The sequence below is a fragment of the Bradyrhizobium aeschynomenes genome (assembly GCF_013178945.1).
Taxonomy (GTDB): domain Bacteria; phylum Pseudomonadota; class Alphaproteobacteria; order Rhizobiales; family Xanthobacteraceae; genus Bradyrhizobium; species Bradyrhizobium aeschynomenes.
The window spans coordinates 603331-619866 of record NZ_JABFDM010000001.1 but is presented as its reverse complement, the minus strand read 5'-3'; the positions used below and the strand labels follow the sequence as shown (position 1 = coordinate 619866).

The window sequence follows — 16536 nt, the reverse complement described above, 5'->3', positions numbered from 1 at the left end:
GATACGCTACCGCCCAATCGCGCGCTGCGGCGCGCTTGCAGGCTGGCAGATCCTGCAACATCACTGTGCCGATAGATGCGGTCATCAGGCCACTCGCGCGTAGTTGCGTCAGCACCCACCTGACATCGACCGAGGTTAAACCGACCGCATCGGCGACGTGCTGCTGACGCAGCGGAAACGGGTAGCGCACCTTTGGTCAGCCCCCGAATCAGCTTCTTTATAACTCCGAGAACGAGGTCGACGATCCATCCCTGGGCCGACTCGCGGCGCGAGCATCGAAGAAGCTCATAGGATTCGCGCAGCTCCTCCATCAGCAGATCCAGTACTAGCGACATCAATGGTGGGGCTGCCAGACATTTGTCGCGCAGATGGCGGGCCGAGTAGCTGCAGAGCTGGACGTCAGTGAGCGACTCCGCCTGGGTATCATTTTTGGTAATTCACGTCCGGAGATGGTCGCATCGGTTGACAATACTTGGTTCGGGAGACCGACCCTGAGGATGGGACGCGGCCGTCCGGAAGAATGCGATAGCCGAAGGCCCATCCGCTGCACATAATCAGTGCTGGCAGGCTCGAGTTCTCGCATTGCGGGATCTGCTGTCCAGTCGCCACCGCGAAAAGCGTTGATCCAGCCCAGCTCGATCAGCGACATTGCCGTGCGCGCCACGAGGATGATGGCCTCACAGAGCCCTTCGATCGGGCACGAAAGGCACCTGTGAGCCTGTCCCGAGCGCGCCATTGCGTCGACCTTTCGACACCCGAAGATGCCATCGGGGAGTTACTGGTCGCAAAATGTCTCACATCCAACAACGCTAACTACTGAACTGGATCATGCAAGACTAACTCGACGTTAAATGTCATTTGATATTCAGGACCTCAATCGCGGCGTTTTATCTGAGATCGCCACAGGTTCTCAGTCGGGCCGGACGCAGGGGGAGCGGCGTACCACACGGGATTTATACGGAGCCGACGCACCTTCATTGCGTGGCTGCTCCGTTTGCACATGCACTCTTCCAATACCGTCGCGCTAAAACTGAAAGGCCTCACTAAGATGTTTGCACGCAAGACCACCGCGGACGCCGACGCCAAGCTCGCCGCGATCGGCCGCTCCGCGGCGATGATCGAGTTCGACATGGACGGCACCATCCGGACCGCCAACAAGAATTTCCTTGATGCACTGGGCTACCGGCTCGAGGACATCGAGGGCAAGCACCATTCGATGTTCGTCCCGGCTGATCAGCGCGACACGCCTGCTTATCGCGAGTTCTGGGCCAAACTTAATCGGGGCGAATACCAAGCGGCCGAGTTCAAGCGCATCGCCAAGGACGGCCATGAGGTCTGGATCGAGGCGTCCTACAATCCGGTGCTCGACCGCAACGGGAAGCCGCATATCGTTGTCAAGATCGCAACCGACATTACCGCCAAGAAGATCGCAAGCCTGAAGGACGCCGGCAAGCTCGCCGCGCTCGACCGCTCGCAGGCGATCATCGAGTTCGGTATGGATGGCACGATCGTCTCCGCCAATGAGAACTTTCTTCACGTGCTGGGCTACGAGCTCCGCGAGGTTCAAGGGCGCCACCACAGCATGTTTGTCGAGCCGGCGGAGCGCGACAGCGCTGCCTACCGCGAGTTCTGGGCCAAGCTCAACCGCGGCGAATATCAGGCGGCCGAGTACAAGCGCATCGGCAAGAACGGCAAGGAGGTCTGGATCCTGGCGTCCTACAACCCGATCTTCAACGAGAGCGGCAAGCCCATCGCCGTCGTCAAGTTTGCAACCGACGTCACGGCCACGAAGCTGAGGAATGCCGATCTCGCCGGACAGATGGCGGCGATCGGCAAATCGCAGGCCGTGATCGAGTTTAACATGGACGGCACAGTCATCACTGCCAACGAGAATTTCCTCAAGGCGCTGGGCTACACGCTCGAGGAGATCCGCGGCAAGCACCACAGCCTGTTCGTTCCTCCGGACGAACGCGACAGCACTGCCTACCGCGAGTTCTGGGCCAAGCTCAATCGCGGCGAATATCAGGCCGCCGAGTACAAGCGGATCGGCAAGGGGGGCCGCGAGGTCTACATCCAGGCCTCCTACAATCCGATCCTCGACCTCAACGGCAAGCCGTTCAAGGTCGTCAAATACGCCACCGACGTCACCCGGCAGGTGCTCGTCCGGATGGGCAATGAGCGCGTCCGCGGCATGATGGAATCAGTGGCGGCCGGCGCCGAGGAGTTGAACGCCTCCGTGCGCGAGATCTCGGAAGCCATGACCAAGTCGCGCGAGACCGCGATGGGCGCGGTCGATCGCGTCGGTGCGGCGGATACCCAGGCGCAAAATCTCTCCAACGCCACCCAGGCGATGAGCGGAATCCTCGACCTGATCGACAACATCACCGGACAGATCAACCTGCTCGCCCTGAACGCCACGATCGAGTCGGCCCGCGCCGGCGAGGCCGGGCGCGGCTTCGCCGTGGTGGCGTCCGAGGTCAAGAACCTCGCCACCCAGGCCAAGCACGCCACCGACAAGATCGGCAAGGAGATCGAAGGCCTCAACAACATCTCCGGTGAGGTCGTGCTCGCGCTTGGCGAGATCAAGCAGGCGATCCACAACGTCAGCGAATACGTCACCTCGACGGCAGCGGCCGTCGAGGAGCAGAGCACCGTGACGACCGAGATGTCGAACAGCATGCAGCGGGCTGCAGCGGAAGCCGCGAAGATCGCTGCGCGCTGATCAAACGTCGCTCCCGTATGAACTAACAACAGCTTTGCTGCTTGGGCACCTTTCCCTCTATGTCATACGAGACGATGGCTTTGAGCCAGCCTTACCGAAACTGGCAGCTCCACCTTGAAACTGCGGCTCAATCAGGTGCCGGAAGGCACCTAAACACGACCCGATATGACCGGAATATAGCCTCCCGCGACAGTTTCATGTAATCAGCTCATGATGGCGCCATGACGGCTGTCACAGAACTAATTGCCCGATGTCTGCGCGCCGTGCGGAGGCTTGGCGGTCTCGCACGTCGCGTCGGCCAATACGGCATTGCGCTTTCTGGGGTTGCCGTTCTCGTGATGGTATGAGCGCGATTAGTTCATGACATCCGTGAAGACAGGGGGACGCACCGAGCAATCCGCATTGCAGAACGGGGTCAACCTGGCGCGTTTGTTCGAGAAGCAGATCATCCGCTCCGTCCGGGCTGCTGATCAGACGCTTCTGTATGTCCGAGGTTCGTACGTACGCGATCCCGAGCATTTTGATTTTTCGTTTTGCACGAAAAATAGCCAATTCCTGGCTGAATTCACGTTGCAGGTTTCCAGACCTGAATTCGTTCGGGCGGTTGGGGCACCGGAGCTGAGACCATCTTTTCGTGCAGGTAGGTTCGGTAAGCCGCACCAGTTTCGCACCAGAAACAATGCAACCGAACGAACCGTAACGAACGCGATCAAAACCGAACAAAAACACCGAGAAATCAACGAAGCCGCCCGATCTCCTCCCGCTCATAACGGCCTGGTTGTAGTTTCGGCATAGGGGAGACCGCAATGGATCGCGTCGTCTCGCACCAGCTTACGCCTCAGCTATTTTGATCCAGCCCCCACTGACCTAGAGCTCGCCCCTTTCAGCATTCCTCCTCTTTCCTACGCTAAAATTCGACACCGGCAGACGTGACTTTAACGGTCCCGCTCATGTGCCCATGATCGCGAGATGCTCTGCTGACGTTCTCTTCGCCATTAATGCGCATCGCCATGCCGGCACGATCTCCCCTGCCGCCTCGGTATCCGCCCGGCTCCGTTTGGCCCGCTATCATGCGAGCGGACATGACGGCGGCGTACTTGGACTACGGTGACACGAAAGAGCTCGCACGTGCTGTGCTCCGAGGAGAAGCCCCTCGTCCGACGGGCTACCACGGCACTGGAAGAGCTCGCGAGCCAATCTGGTCAAAGACAGCTATTGACAATTTCATCAAGCCGGATTCCGATTCGCCTAGTCGAGAAGACTTGGCATCCCTTGTATGAAACCACCTCGCACCACGTTGAAGTTGCCGCGCTATTGCCGGCGCAAGCCGTTGAAGAATGGGCGATGGGCTTACTTTTTCGAGCCACCGACCTGGTCGCGCAAGCAGGGCTGCGAGATCAAAGCTGAGGCATTAGGCGAGGATTACACGGCTGCAGTAGAGCGAGCCGAAACGGTCTTGCTTCCAGCATTCGACAGCTGGCGCTCGCGAGGACTGACCGACCTTGGTCCGCCTTCGCTTGTCCCAGGGACGTTTGATTGGCTGGTGAGCATCTTCAAGTCGCACCAGAAATGGAAAGAGATCGATCACAAGACCCAACGACTTTATGATCAAGGCTTGTCGCTTTTCGCCAACCATATGCTCAAGGATGGGACTCGAGCGGGCTCAAAGCAGATCGGTCAATTCACGAAGGGCTTCGTGGACGCTGTCTATGCAAAGCTGCTCGTTGTTGAAGAAAGAGACAAGGACGGCAATATCATTCATCGCGAACGTCGGCGTTTTGCGAACGCCGCCATGGTCGCTTGTCGGCGAGCCTGGTTCGTTGGCCACCGCGCCAGGGAGAAGGACGTCCCAGCCATCAACCCGTTCTCTCGCATGGGCCTGAAAGCTCGTGCGCCAAACCAAGCAGCACGAGAGACGCCAACCGCCACATGGGAAGAACTCGTCGCCTTTCGTCGAAAGGCGAACGAGATGGGTTATCGTTCGGTTGCGACCGCCGCTCTTCTCAGCTGGGAATGGCTGCAACGCGAGGAGCACGTCTTCGGCGCGTTCGAGATTTCCCACTACCGGCCAAAGGAGCGTCCGAACAGTGTCAAGGTCGTCCACCCCAAGAATGGGGAGGAGGCTTGGTGGCCTCTGTTCGACGACGCAGGCGAGACGCTGTTCCCCGAGTTGATGGCCGAGCTCGATGAGATCAAATCGAGAATGGCGGCGGGCCTGATGTTTCGGCGCGATCACCAAAGTCGCCGAGGGAGCGCGCTCGTGCCCTGGATCACCCAGCGGCGAGATCTGCGGTATCTGCGGGCCGTGGTCAAAAAGATCATCAGAGCCGCGTCTCTGCGAAGCGAATTGTCCTTCACCTCATTCCGCCACGGCGGCTTCACGGAAGGGGCAGACAGCGACCTGACAGACGCTGAGTTGCGTGCCGCAGGCCGACACAGGTCGAGTCGACAACTGCCAACCTATGCGAAGCGGACCCGCAAACAGCTGATCTCGGGGTCAAAAAAGCGCCGGGAGGAGCGAACAAAAGCAGCCGGTTTGTCGGAATAGCCGCTGACCGCTTGTCGGAATGACTTGGCCGACTCTATCATAAGTCCTTGAAAGGCTTGGTGGGCGCACTAGGGCTCGAACCTAGGACCCGCTGATTAAGAGTCAGCTGCTCTACCAACTGAGCTATGCGCCCGGATCTTGCATCCGGAGAAAGCCTTCGCAAGAGCCGGTCGTTTAGCAAAGCGATTCCGGGATGTCCAGCGATCCCTGACGATTTTTCGGCGATTTCGATGCAGAAAAACCGCCGGCGGGCGGCGGCTTTCCCCAAGCGAAATTCGAAGCGGAATCAGGCGGATCGTCGCCCCGCCGTCAGAGCCGCCCGGACTCTCGATCCTCATCGGACCAGCCCATGCGGTCCATCGGGTGACCCATCGGTCCCGGACCGAAGCGATGCTCGCCGAAGCGCGGACCATCCCCGGGCCCGCCCTCGCCGCGCTCCATCCAGCGATGGTGGCGCGGACCGTCAGGGCCCATCATGCGTCCCATGGGCCGCGTCAACGCCGAGAGCCGGCGCTTCTGGCCCTCGTCGAGGGTCTTGTAGAGCGGGTCGGCTGCGTCAGCGACCTTCTTCATCGCATCAGCCGTCACGGCCATGGTGTCGGCGTGGTCACGCAGTAGCGCAACCGGATCGACGTCCTTGTCCTGCGCGTCGTCGGCCGCCTTCATCCGCGCGTTGGCGCGGTCGAACCGCAGCTTGACGAGATCGCGGACGGCGCTCTCGACCGGCGGCCAAAGCTTCTCCTGATCGGCCGATAGCTTCAGGCCAGCATGGACGGCAGCGATGCGCGCATCGAGCATCGCGGCACGGTCTTCCGGATTCATGCGCGCATGATGCATGTGATCATGAAACCAGCCGCGCTGAGCGTAGACCGCGGTCGAGCCGGCAATGGCGAGCACGGCGACAGCGGCAATGGTGAACTTCCTCATGCCAACCTCCTTGGAAAGCCGGTGCAGCATGAGCCCGCCGCACCCGGCCTTCAACTTACAGTTTGGACAGAGTGTACGACCTTACGAAGATGTAATTGCTTCAAATCGCTTTCTGTTTCTGCAAATCAGTTTCAGTTTATTGCTACGCCTCAAAGCATCCCCAGCATGCGCGGCAACCAGAGCGAGATTTCCGGTACGTAGGTGACGAGTGCCAGGAAGCCCAGCATGGTGAGCAGCCATGGCATGACGGCAATGGTCAGCTCGGTGATGCCCATCTTGGCGATGCCGGAGGCGACATAGAGATTGAGGCCTACGGGCGGATGGCACATGCCGACCTCCATGTTGACCACCATCAGGATGCCCAGATGGACCGGATGGATGCCGAGCTTGACCGCCACCGGGAACAGGATCGGCGCCATGATCAAGACGATCGAGGTGGCCTCCATGACGTTGCCGGCGAGCAGCAGCAGGATGTTGACCACCAGCAGGAACACGATCCAGTTGACGCCCGCCGCAGCCATCCAGTTGGCGATCTGCTGGGGAATGTTCTCGTTGGCCATCAGGAACGAGAACAGCACGGCATTGGTGATGATGTAGAGAATCATCGCGCTCATGTTCGCCGAGCCGAGCAGCACCTTCGGCACGTCCTTGAGCGACATATCGCGATAGACGAACACGGCGATGACGAAGGCGTAGACGGCGCTGACGGCGGCGGCCTCGGTCGGCGTGAACTTGCCGGTGTAGATGCCTCCCAGCACGATCACGATCAGCAGCAGGCCCCACATGCATTTGCGGAAAGCCGTGAAGCGCTCGGCCCAGCTGGCCCGCGGCAGCCTCGGATAGTCGTTCTTCCAGGCGCGGTAGAAGGTGGTGAGGCCGAGCAACGTCGCCAGCATGATGCCGGGGATCACGCCGGCTATGAACAGCTGACCGACGGAGGCCGAGGAGACGCGGTGACCGGCCGGATCGAGCGCGATGCTGCCGCCGGTCGCGACCGAATACACCACCATCACGATCGACGGTGGGATCAGGATGCCGAGAGCGCCCGACGTCGTGATCACTCCGGCGCCGAACCGTTTGGGAAAACCCTGCTTCACCATCGCGGGCAGCATGATCGAGCCGATCGCGATCACGGTGGCGGGCGACGAGCCCGACACGGCGGCGAACAGCGCGCAGGCCACGACGCCGGCAAGCCCCAGGCCGCCATACCAATGCCCGACCATCGAGGTCGCAAAATTGATCATTCGCCGGGCGACACCGCCATGAGTCAGGAAGTTGCCGGCGAGAATGAAGAACGGGATCGCCATGATCTCGAAATTGTCGATGCCCGTGAACAGCTTCAGCGCGACCGATTCGGTCGGCACATTGGTCATGAAGAACACGAACGACAGCACGGTGAGGCCGAGCGCGATCGAGATCGGCATGCCCGTAAGCATCAGGAAGATGAGCAGGCTGAAGATCAGGAGGCTGCTCATCGCAGCACCTCCGTCGCCGTCGGGTCGACACCTTCGACGTAAGCGTGATCGTGATGCGGCAGCTCGTCGTGGCGGAGATAGTGCCAGGCGACCTGGAGGAAGCGGAAGCACATCAGATAGGAGCCGAGCGGGATGCACAGATAGACCAGCCAGCTCGGGATCTCCATGTCCGGCGTCACCTGGTCGGTCATCGACAGGCCATAGACGAACTTGGCGCCCATCGTGCCGATGATCGCGGTGAACAGCGCCCCGCACAGCAGGCCGAACAGGATCGTCACCTTGCGCAGCGACGGCCGGAGCATGTTCACCACGACGTCGACGCCGACATGGATGCCGGTGCGCACGCCATAGGCGGCGCCGAACTTGGCCATCCACACGAACATGTAGATGCACAGCTCCTGCGCCCAGGACAGGTCGATCGGGAACAGGATGGGATAGAGCAAGGGCACGCCGACCAGATAGCGGTGCAGCACGGCCACGAAGATGATCGAGGTCGCCGCCGCGATCAGGAATGCGATCAGGATCTCCTCGAGCCGATCGAGGATGCGCAACAGGAAGCCCAACAGGAAACCCAAGTCCCCTCCCCCACCATCAAACGTCCGCGGCGCTTCAGGGCGCCGTCTGCTTTCTTGCGCGCCGAGCGCTCCCCATCCGCGATGCGCGGGCCACCCGCCCGCGCATCGATCGCCTCCGTCAGTTGGTCGTGCCGCGTGTCTCCTTGAGGAATTCGTCGATCAGCGGCTGGCCGACGCGCCCCGCGACGTCCTTGTAGACCGGCTGCATCGCCTTGCGCATCGCTTCGTCCTGGGCCGGCGTCAGCTTGACCAGCTCGGACTTGCCCGACTTGCGGATCTCCTCCAGCGCGTCGTCGTTCTCCTTCGCCGACTGGCCGTTGCCGTAGGCGGTGGCCTCCTTCATCGCCTTCTCGCAGGCGGCGCGGATATCCGGCGGCAGACCGTCCCAGAACTTCTTGTTCACGACCACGACATAGCCGATGTAGCCGTGATTGGTGAGCGTGATGTACTTCTGCACCTCGTGCATCTTCTGCGTATAGATGTTCGAGGGCGTGTTCTCCTGGCCGTCGACGACGCCGGTCTGCAGCGCCTGATAGACTTCGGAGAACGCCATCACCTGCGGGATGGCGCCGAGCGTTCGGAACTGCGCGTCCAGCACCTTCGAGGACTGGATGCGAAACTTCAGGCCCTTGTAGTCGGCGGGATCGACCAGCTTCTTGTTGGCGCTCATCTGCTTGAAGCCGTTGTCCCAGTAGGCCAGCCCGATCATCCCCTTCGGCTCGAGCAGCTTCAGGAGCCTGGCGCCGAGCGGCCCGTCGGTCACCTTCCGCAAGGTGGCGAGGTCGGGCAGAATGTAGGGCAGATCGAACACCTCGAATTCCTTGATGCCGATCGGGCCGAACTTGGAGTTCGACGGCGCCAGCATCTGCACCGCGCCGAGCTGCAGCGCCTCGAGCTCTTCCTTGTCCTTGTAGAGCTGGGAGTTCGGATAGACTTCGACCTTGACCTTGCCGTCGGTGTACTTCTCGGCCAGCTCCTTGAACTTGTCGGCGGCGAGGCCCTTCGGCGTGTTCGACGCCACCACGTGGCTGAACTTAATGACGATCGGGTTGTCGGCGGCCGAGGCCGGACCGGCCAGCGCGAGCGCAGCCAGCGACGCGGCGGTGGCGATCAGATGGCGGAATTTGAATTGCTGCAAAGTGTCCTCCCGACGTTCGGGGGGCATTGCAACGACGCCCCCGCTTTGTATGCCAAGGACATTGTTAGCGGGTACGCGGCGGGAATGCCATTCACCGTTAGCAGCACGACGGGAATTCCCGTGCTGCGATGCAGCAGCGATCGCCCCCCTTCCGCCGTCATTCCGGGGCGCGAGCAACGCGAGCGAGCCCGGAATCCATAACCACGATCGGGCGTATGGATTCCGGGCTCGCGCTCCGCGCGCCCCGGAATGACGGAGCAAAACAAGTCCAAGCGACGCTGCGATGACGGGGCACGCCGCTTCCTGTTCGTCGCTCCCGGGGCGGCCCGCAGGGCCGAACCTCAGATGCGCAATTGCGCATCGGGGAACCTCGAGATTGTGAGAGCCGGTGCAAACCAAGCTCGGGATTCCGGGTTCAGCCGCTCTCGCGGCTGCCCCGGAATGACGTCTTGGGGTCAGCTCGCTGCCGCAGCCGATGCGCCAGCCCCGTGCGCCACGTCGCGCTGGCGCTTCATCACCAGCTTGTTCAGCGCGCCGAGGTAGGCTTTTGCCGAGGCCACCAGCGTATCCGGATCCGCCGCGCGCGCGGTCATCGAGCGGCCGTCCTGCGACAGCCGCACCGAGACCTCGGCCTGGGCATCGGTGCCCTCGGTGACGGCGTGCACCTGGTACAGTTCCAGCTTGGCCTCGTGCGGCACCAGCGACTTGATGCAGTTGAACACCGCATCGACCGGGCCGTTGCCCTCGCTCTCCTCGATCTTGGTCACGCCGTCGACGTCGAGCTTCATGGTGGCGCGCTGCGGGCCACGGGTGCCGGCGATGACGCTCAACGACAGCAGCTTGATCCGGTCATGGGCGCTCACCATGCCCTCGTCGATCAAGGCCTCGATGTCCTCGTCATAGATGTGCTTCTTGCGATCGGCCAAAGCCTTGAAGCGGACGAAGGCGTCCTCGACCTGGTTGCCCGCCAGCTTGTGGCCCATCTCCTCCAGCTTGTGGATGAAGGCGTGGCGGCCGGAATGCTTGCCCATCACCAGCGAGGTCTGCTTCACGCCGACCGTCTCCGGCAGCATGATCTCGTAGGTCTGCGCGTTCTTCAGCATGCCGTCCTGATGGATGCCGCTCTCATGCGCGAACGCGTTGCGGCCGACGATGGCCTTGTTGTACTGCACCGGGAACGACGTCGCCGCCGACACCACCTTCGAGGCGTGGGTCAGCTGCGTGGTGTCGATCTTGTTCCAGTAGGGCAGCTTGTCGTTGCGCACGCGCATCGCCATCACGACCTCTTCCAGGGCCGCATTGCCGGCACGCTCGCCGATTCCGTTGATGGTGCATTCGATCTGGCGGGCGCCGGCGCGCACGCCGGCCATCGAGTTGGCGACCGCCATGCCCAGATCGTTGTGGCAGTGGACCGAGAACACCGCCTTGTCGGAGTTCGGCACGCTCTCGCGCACGCGCTTGAACAGGTCGTAATACTCCTCCGGCACGGCGTAGCCGACCGTGTCCGGAATGTTGATGGTGGTGGCGCCGGCCTTGATGGCGGCCTCGACGCAGCGACACAGGAAGTCGAACTCGGTGCGGGTGCCGTCCTCGGACGACCACTCGACGTCGTCGGTGTGGTTGCGCGCGCGCGTCACCGAGGAGATCACCAGCTCAAAGACCTGCTGCGGGTCCATCTGCAGCTTGTACTTCATGTGCACAGGCGAGGTGGACAGGAAGGTGTGGATGCGGCCGCGCTTCGCCGGGCGGATCGCTTCGGCGCAACGGTCGATGTCCTTGGCGCCGGCGCGCGACAGGCCGCAGACCACGGCGTTCTGGGTGCGCTTGGCGATCTCGTTGACGGCCTCGAAGTCACCGTCGGAGGCGATCGGGAAGCCGGCTTCGATGATGTCGACGCCCATGCCGTCCAGCATGGCCGCGATGTTGAGCTTCTCCTCGAAGGTCATGGTGGCGCCGGGGCACTGCTCGCCGTCGCGCAGGGTGGTGTCGAAAATGACGACGCGGTCCTTGTCGGACTGAACGGGATTGGACATCTGTTATTCCTCGGATTCTGAAGGTGGTGCGCTTGGCTGTCAGGATCTCTGAACATTGGGCGCTGAAGGGTGTTCGGTGTCGAAGCAGCCCCCTGAGTGCCCAGGCGCATCCCGCCCAGCCGGCCCTCAGGGGCAGCTAAGAAGCAGAAGCTCGAGCGCGCCGGCAATCGAGCCAATCAGGAGGCCGCGAGCAGGCGCCAGCGAGACGAGCGCGATCGACCGGGCGTCTGCCCCGGCGATGGTCTCGATCTCTGCGCTGCGAATCAGCATTGCCAAACCCTTTTGCGAAGACACGAAAATGGTGCGGCAAAACCATTGATGGAGTGTTGCCGAGGTGCCCTCGACGGTGCTTTTACCGGGAATGAAAGGGCCTCGCAACGCCGAATAAGGGTCAGGAGGGGTGACGTATTGGGCTTGCGCACGCCGCTCTCCACAAAAACGGTGTCATCCCGGGCAAGGCCGCCAACGCGCTAGCGTTGGTGGCCGCTGACCCGGGATCCATACGCAGCGGCGGATCTTGCTGGGCGGGATGGAATGGCCATTGTACCTCACAGGTCTCCCTGGGGTTATGGATCCCGGATCTGCGCGCGCGTGACCGCGCGCTTGTCCGGGATGACGGTGAGGGTGTGGTTGGCAGCGTCAACATCTGCATCAGCACGCACCTCATCATTCCCGCGGCACCATCGTGCCCAGGCTGATCATCAGCATCGCCCCTCGACAATCGAGGGTGCAGGGAAGACCGGGCGTCTGCCGACACCCGCGGCCCCCGTGCGATAGAAAATGCACGGGGCAGGAACCACAGGCTCGGCCAGGACATCCCGGCCTTCCCTGCGCAACGGCTTTACGGCTTACTTCGTACTCTCCCCGGGGACCGGCTGATTGACCCCGTCATCTCAGCAGCGCGTCAACGCCACTTCGATTTGACCTCGGCACCGGGAGGCCAGGACCATACGACTTCGCCGTCCGCAAGGCGCCAGTCGTCCACCGGCGCCTCACGGCCATCGCTCCCCGCACTCCACGTATCGTGACGACGCGTACGCCCCTCTTCGATGAGGCGGGATGACGTAGAGAAGCACGTTTTCTGAAAAATGGAAAGAGAAAATTTCGCCGAATACGAAGATCGCGCGTGTGGTAGCATGAGCTCATGACAAACCGCATCTTCGTCCACGGCGTGCCGGATACGCCCGCAATCTGGGGCCCGCTGATCGCTGCGCTCAGCGAGACCGTGGCAGTGCCTGCCCTGCCCGGCTTCGACGGCGATGGACCTCCGGGCTTCGCCTGCACCAAGGACGCCTACGCCGACTGGCTTGTCGCCCTGATGGAAGCGCAGCATGCGGCGTTCGGGCCGCTCGACCTCGTTGGGCATGATTGGGGTGCGCTGCTGGTGCTACGCGCGGCATCGCTGCGGCCTGAACTTGTGCGTTCCTGGGCGGTGGCGGGCGGCGCACTCGATCCCGACTATCGCGGACATCGGATCGCGCGGATCTGGAACACGCCCGTGCTCGGCGAGATCTTCATGGCGGTGTCGTCGCAGCGGGCCATGGCGCGCATGTTCCGGCAGAGCGGATTGCCATCGGAGCTGGCGGCGCGTGAAGCCGCGGCATGGCGGGCGCCGATGCGCCGGGCGATCCTCGCGCTGTATCGCTCCGCCGATGGGCTGCGCTTCAAGGGCGACTGGATCGCGCGCCTCGCGCACCTGTCGCGACGCGGGCTCGTGATCTCAGCCGCGCACGATCCCTACATGTCCTTCGATGTCCTCGGCCGCTTCGCTAGGCGTCACGACGCTACGCTGCATCTCGAGCCGGACGCCGGCCACTGGAGCATCGTCGAGCGGCCAGACAGCATCGCAGCGGCGCTGCGGGCGCATTGGAAAGCCGCCTGAGCCGGTTCCTGAAGCTCACGAAGCGCCCGGCCTCGCCGGCGCGGACGTCGCCATTGACCCAAATCAATCACGGACGGCTTCCGCACGCGCAGGCTGTTCTGACTGCCCAACAACACCAGAGGGAGGAGACATGCGACCGTCTCTGCAGATGCAAGGGCCGTGGCGCGCCACGCTGTCATCGTTGCTGCTGGCCGCCAGCCTCACGATCCCGGCCTTCGCCGAAGGCCTGCCCAAGGTCGATCGGCCCGAAAACGTCGGGCTGTCGTCCGAGCGGCTGCAACGCCTGACCCATGCGTTCCAGGCCGACGTCGACAAGGAGCTGATCCCCGGCGCCGTGGTGCTGGTCGCGCGCAAGGGCAAGGTGGCCTATGCCAAGGCCTTCGGCTTCCAGGACCGCGAGAAGCAGGTGCCGATGAAGCTGGACGCGATCTTCCGCGTCGCCTCGATGACCAAGCCGTTCACCTCGGTCGCGGCCATGATGCTGGTCGAGGAAGGCCGGCTGCAACTGCTCGACCCGGTCTCGGTCTATCTGCCGGAGTTCAAGGGCCTGCAGGTCGGCGTCGAGAAGATCAATCAAGGCACCGGCCAGCCGGAGCTGACCTTGGAGCCGGCTCGGCGCGAGATGACCGTGCAGGACCTGATGCGGCACACGTCGGGCCTGACCTACGGCATCTTCGGCAAGTCACTGGTCAAGCAGGCCTACAACAATGCCAATCTGTTCGATCCGAGCCAGACATCGGCCGACCTGATCACGAAGCTGGCGAAGCTGCCGCTTGCGGCGCAGCCGGGCACGACATGGGACTACAGCATGTCGACCGACGTGCTCGGCCGCATCGTCGAGGTCGTCTCGGGCCAGCGGCTCGATCAGTTCATTGCCGAGCGCATCAGCAAGCCGCTGGCGCTGACCGACACCGGCTTCTCCGTCGGCGGGAACAAGACCGCACGCATCGCCGAGCCGCAAGCCGATCCCACCACCGGCAAGCGGCCGCCAATGCCCGACATGACCAGGCAGCCGAATTGGATGTCCGGCGGCGGCGGCATGGTGTCGACGGCCGCCGACTACGCCGAGTTCGCGCAGATGCTGCTCAATCGCGGCGAATGGAGCGGCAGGCACCTGCTCGCGGCAAAGACCGTCACCTTCATGACATCAGATCATCTGCCGCCGGGCATCGCGTTCAGCCAAGTCACCTTGCTGGGCTTCCACCCGCAGGCGACCGCGCCGACGCCGGAGGACGGCCAGAGCTTCGGTCTCGGCTTTGCCGTCAGGACACATGCGGGGCGCAACCCGCTGCCGGGATCAGTCAGCGAATTCTATTGGACCGGGCTCTACGGCACTGCGTTCTGGGTCGACCCGGAGGAGAAGCTCATCGTCGTGCTGATGATGCAGCTGCCGCCGCCGCAGGCACCGCATTATCGCTCGCTATTGCGCAATCTGATCTACCAGGCACTGATCGAGTAGGAGCGCTCGGACTTGGCGCGAGCGGTGTCTGCCGCCGCGCCGTCGTCGCCATGCTGCGCAACGAGATTTGGAACCGTTCTAGTAACGCTCTACGTGCTCCAAGCCGCGAATGCGATCTCCCGTCGTTTTCTCGAACAGCTCATCTCGTGTATGTCTGCCGTCCCGCCGCGCCCTGCGCGCCGCGGGGGATCGGTTTTCGATTGCGGTGGCATAATGTTGAGATTGCTGGAGCGCCTGGGGCTGCGTTTCGAGGATGCCGTCGAGGAGCGGCGGTTCGTGGACCATTTCGTCCATGGCAACATCGCCTGGACGCAGATCGCGATGCTGCTCGGCGCCTTCACCTTTGCCGGCTACACGCTGTGGGACTTCGTGCTCTATCCCGAGATCGTGCCGACGACGCTCAGGATTCGCGGCGGCACCGCGCTGTTCGTGCTGCTGCCGCTGACGGCGCTGCTGTCGACCCCGGCGCGCAAATGGGCCGAACCGATTCAACTCGTCTTTTGCGTCATTCCCGGCTGCGTGCTGCCGACGATCTATTGGGTGCTGCCCTCCGGCTTCACGTACTCCGCCGCCGGCATGATCATCGTCATCCTGTTCGTGTCGACCATGCTGCCGCTGCGCACCGGCTCCCATGCGATCTTCTGTACGACGAGCTGGAGCGCGCTGGCGCTCGCCGAAAGCCTCGCGCCGGAGCCGCTGCCGCCGGGCCTGCGCTTCATCGATCATTCGCTGGTCGGCAATGCCTGCCTGCTCTCGCTCTATGCCGTCGGCGCGCGCGAGGTTCAGGCGCGCAAGCAGTTCCGCACCGCCGAGGCGCTGCAGCGCGAGAAGGAACGCTCCGAGGCGTCGCTGCGCGACCTGCATGCGACGCAGGCGCATCTCGTGCAGGCCGAGAAGCTCGCTTCGCTCGGCCAGCTCGTCGCCGGTGTCGGACACGAGGTCTCGACGCCGCTCGGGCTGGCGCTGACGACGTCGACCGCGATGGAAGATGACGTCGAGGCGATCGCCCAGATGCTCGGCGGCGGTCCGGTGCGGCGCTCGGATCTGGCGCGCGGCGTCGCGCGGCTGCAGCAGGGTCTCAACCTGACCACGCAGAGCCTGCACCGCGCCTCCGAGATGGTCCACAGCTTCAAGCAGGTTGCCGTCGACCAGGCCAATGAAACGCGGCAGACGTTCGAACTGCACAGCTGGCTGGCCGATCACATCGCCAAGCTCCGTCCGCTGCTGGCGCGCCAAGGCCTCACGGTCGCGCTGTCCTGTCCCGAAGGCGTCGTCCTCACCAGCTATCCCGGCGCGCTCGGACAAGTCATCAGCATTCTCGCCTTCAATGCGGCCACGCATGCCTATCCCGGCGACATGAGCGGCGTTTTCACGGTGGCGGTCACGCAGCCGCTGGACCGCTCCGTGTGCATCACCTGCGCCGACAAAGGCGTCGGCATGCCCGATCACGTGCGCGGCCGGGTGTTCGATCCGTTCTTCACCACGCGCCGCGAGAAGGGCAATGCCGGCCTCGGCCTGCACATCGCCTTCAACCTCGTCGTCTCCACGCTCGGCGGCCGCATCGAGCTCGACAGCGACGTGCAGCAGGGCACGCGCATCGCGCTCGAGATTCCCCTGACCGGACCGAGCAAGCCGGCTGAGCTGGAGCTCGCGGCGGCGCCGTAGTCGCGCTGCGGTCGTTGCGACATTGATAGTTCGCAATGGGGAACTGCTGGCGCCGGAACTCGCGCGGACGATGCCGTTCTCACGAACGAGCGATCGCGCAGCCTGATTAGAA

General features: G+C 63.0%; 12 protein-coding genes and 1 tRNA gene. 6 read left to right on the top strand and 7 right to left on the bottom strand.

The annotated features are described in order from the left end of the window. Positions 1-1048 precede the first annotated feature (1048 nt). The 3 genes from HL666_RS02750 to HL666_RS02740 all read left to right on the top strand — a co-directional run bounded on the left by HL666_RS02750 (position 1049) and on the right by HL666_RS02740 (position 5270). Entirely contained in the window at positions 1049-2722 is a 1674-nt protein-coding gene (locus HL666_RS02750; RefSeq protein ID WP_172179758.1) for a methyl-accepting chemotaxis protein, read from the top strand. A 360-nt stretch (positions 2723-3082) separates the two neighbouring features. After that, positions 3083-3517: a hypothetical protein gene (locus HL666_RS02745; RefSeq protein WP_172179756.1), complete on the top strand. Its 435-nt coding sequence runs from the start codon at positions 3083-3085 to the stop codon at positions 3515-3517. A gap of 481 nt (positions 3518-3998) precedes the next feature. Beyond that, complete coding sequence (locus tag HL666_RS02740; protein WP_172179754.1) at positions 3999-5270, top strand: hypothetical protein; 1272 nt, start codon at positions 3999-4001, stop codon at positions 5268-5270. A gap of 57 nt (positions 5271-5327) precedes the next feature. Here the strand turns inward: HL666_RS02740 and HL666_RS02735 are convergent. From HL666_RS02735 to HL666_RS02705, 7 genes are all read right to left on the bottom strand, one after another. After that, positions 5328-5403 (bottom strand) — tRNA-Lys (locus tag HL666_RS02735). Positions 5404-5579: 176 nt separating this feature from the next. Continuing rightward, on the bottom strand, positions 5580-6197 hold the full coding sequence (locus HL666_RS02730) for a Spy/CpxP family protein refolding chaperone (protein WP_172179752.1): 618 nt from the start codon (positions 6195-6197) through the stop codon (positions 5580-5582). A 149-nt stretch (positions 6198-6346) separates the two neighbouring features. Continuing rightward, the gene (locus HL666_RS02725; RefSeq protein ID WP_172110907.1) at positions 6347-7672 is read right to left on the bottom strand and encodes a TRAP transporter large permease; all 1326 of its coding nucleotides are present in this window, start codon (positions 7670-7672) and stop codon (positions 6347-6349) included. Then, positions 7669-8235, bottom strand: coding sequence for a TRAP transporter small permease (locus tag HL666_RS02720; RefSeq protein ID WP_172111281.1), 567 nt, complete (start codon positions 8233-8235; stop codon positions 7669-7671). Before HL666_RS02720 ends, HL666_RS02725 begins: the two co-directional genes overlap by 4 nt. A 130-nt stretch (positions 8236-8365) precedes the next feature. Further along, on the bottom strand, positions 8366-9385 hold the full coding sequence (locus HL666_RS02715; protein WP_172110908.1) for a TRAP transporter substrate-binding protein: 1020 nt from the start codon (positions 9383-9385) through the stop codon (positions 8366-8368). A gap of 455 nt (positions 9386-9840) precedes the next feature. After that, the gene (locus tag HL666_RS02710) at positions 9841-11418 is read right to left on the bottom strand and encodes a 2-isopropylmalate synthase (protein WP_172179750.1); all 1578 of its coding nucleotides are present in this window, start codon (positions 11416-11418) and stop codon (positions 9841-9843) included. A gap of 126 nt (positions 11419-11544) precedes the next feature. Further along, positions 11545-11688: a hypothetical protein gene (locus tag HL666_RS02705; RefSeq protein WP_246741428.1), complete on the bottom strand. Its 144-nt coding sequence runs from the start codon at positions 11686-11688 to the stop codon at positions 11545-11547. A gap of 874 nt (positions 11689-12562) precedes the next feature. On the opposite strand from HL666_RS02705, the gene HL666_RS02700 reads away from it, so the two are divergent. The 3 genes from HL666_RS02700 (at position 12563) to HL666_RS02690 (ending at position 16424) form a co-directional block, all read left to right on the top strand. After that, the gene (locus HL666_RS02700; protein WP_172179748.1) at positions 12563-13300 is read left to right on the top strand and encodes an alpha/beta fold hydrolase; all 738 of its coding nucleotides are present in this window, start codon (positions 12563-12565) and stop codon (positions 13298-13300) included. Positions 13301-13430: 130 nt separating this feature from the next. Then, positions 13431-14759 carry a serine hydrolase domain-containing protein gene (locus tag HL666_RS02695; protein WP_210261695.1) on the top strand — a complete coding sequence of 443 codons (1329 nt, stop codon included), beginning with the start codon at positions 13431-13433 and terminating at the stop codon, positions 14757-14759. A 213-nt stretch (positions 14760-14972) separates the two neighbouring features. Beyond that, positions 14973-16424: a sensor histidine kinase gene (locus HL666_RS02690; RefSeq protein ID WP_172179746.1), complete on the top strand. Its 1452-nt coding sequence runs from the start codon at positions 14973-14975 to the stop codon at positions 16422-16424. Positions 16425-16536 lie beyond the last annotated feature (112 nt).

Coding starts and splice junctions, on each gene's coding strand:
- HL666_RS02695 (WP_210261695.1), top strand. CDS start 13,431: ATGCGACCGTCTCTGCAGATGCAAGGGCCGTGGCGCGCCACGCTGTCA.
- HL666_RS02725 (WP_172110907.1), bottom strand. CDS start 7,672: ATGAGCAGCCTCCTGATCTTCAGCCTGCTCATCTTCCTGATGCTTACG.
- HL666_RS02750 (WP_172179758.1), top strand. CDS start 1,049: ATGTTTGCACGCAAGACCACCGCGGACGCCGACGCCAAGCTCGCCGCG.
- HL666_RS02700 (WP_172179748.1), top strand. CDS start 12,563: ATGACAAACCGCATCTTCGTCCACGGCGTGCCGGATACGCCCGCAATC.
- HL666_RS02745 (WP_172179756.1), top strand. CDS start 3,083: ATGACATCCGTGAAGACAGGGGGACGCACCGAGCAATCCGCATTGCAG.
- HL666_RS02710 (WP_172179750.1), bottom strand. CDS start 11,418: ATGTCCAATCCCGTTCAGTCCGACAAGGACCGCGTCGTCATTTTCGAC.
- HL666_RS02730 (WP_172179752.1), bottom strand. CDS start 6,197: ATGAGGAAGTTCACCATTGCCGCTGTCGCCGTGCTCGCCATTGCCGGC.
- HL666_RS02690 (WP_172179746.1), top strand. CDS start 14,973: ATGTTGAGATTGCTGGAGCGCCTGGGGCTGCGTTTCGAGGATGCCGTC.
- HL666_RS02740 (WP_172179754.1), top strand. CDS start 3,999: ATGAAACCACCTCGCACCACGTTGAAGTTGCCGCGCTATTGCCGGCGC.
- HL666_RS02705 (WP_246741428.1), bottom strand. CDS start 11,688: ATGCTGATTCGCAGCGCAGAGATCGAGACCATCGCCGGGGCAGACGCC.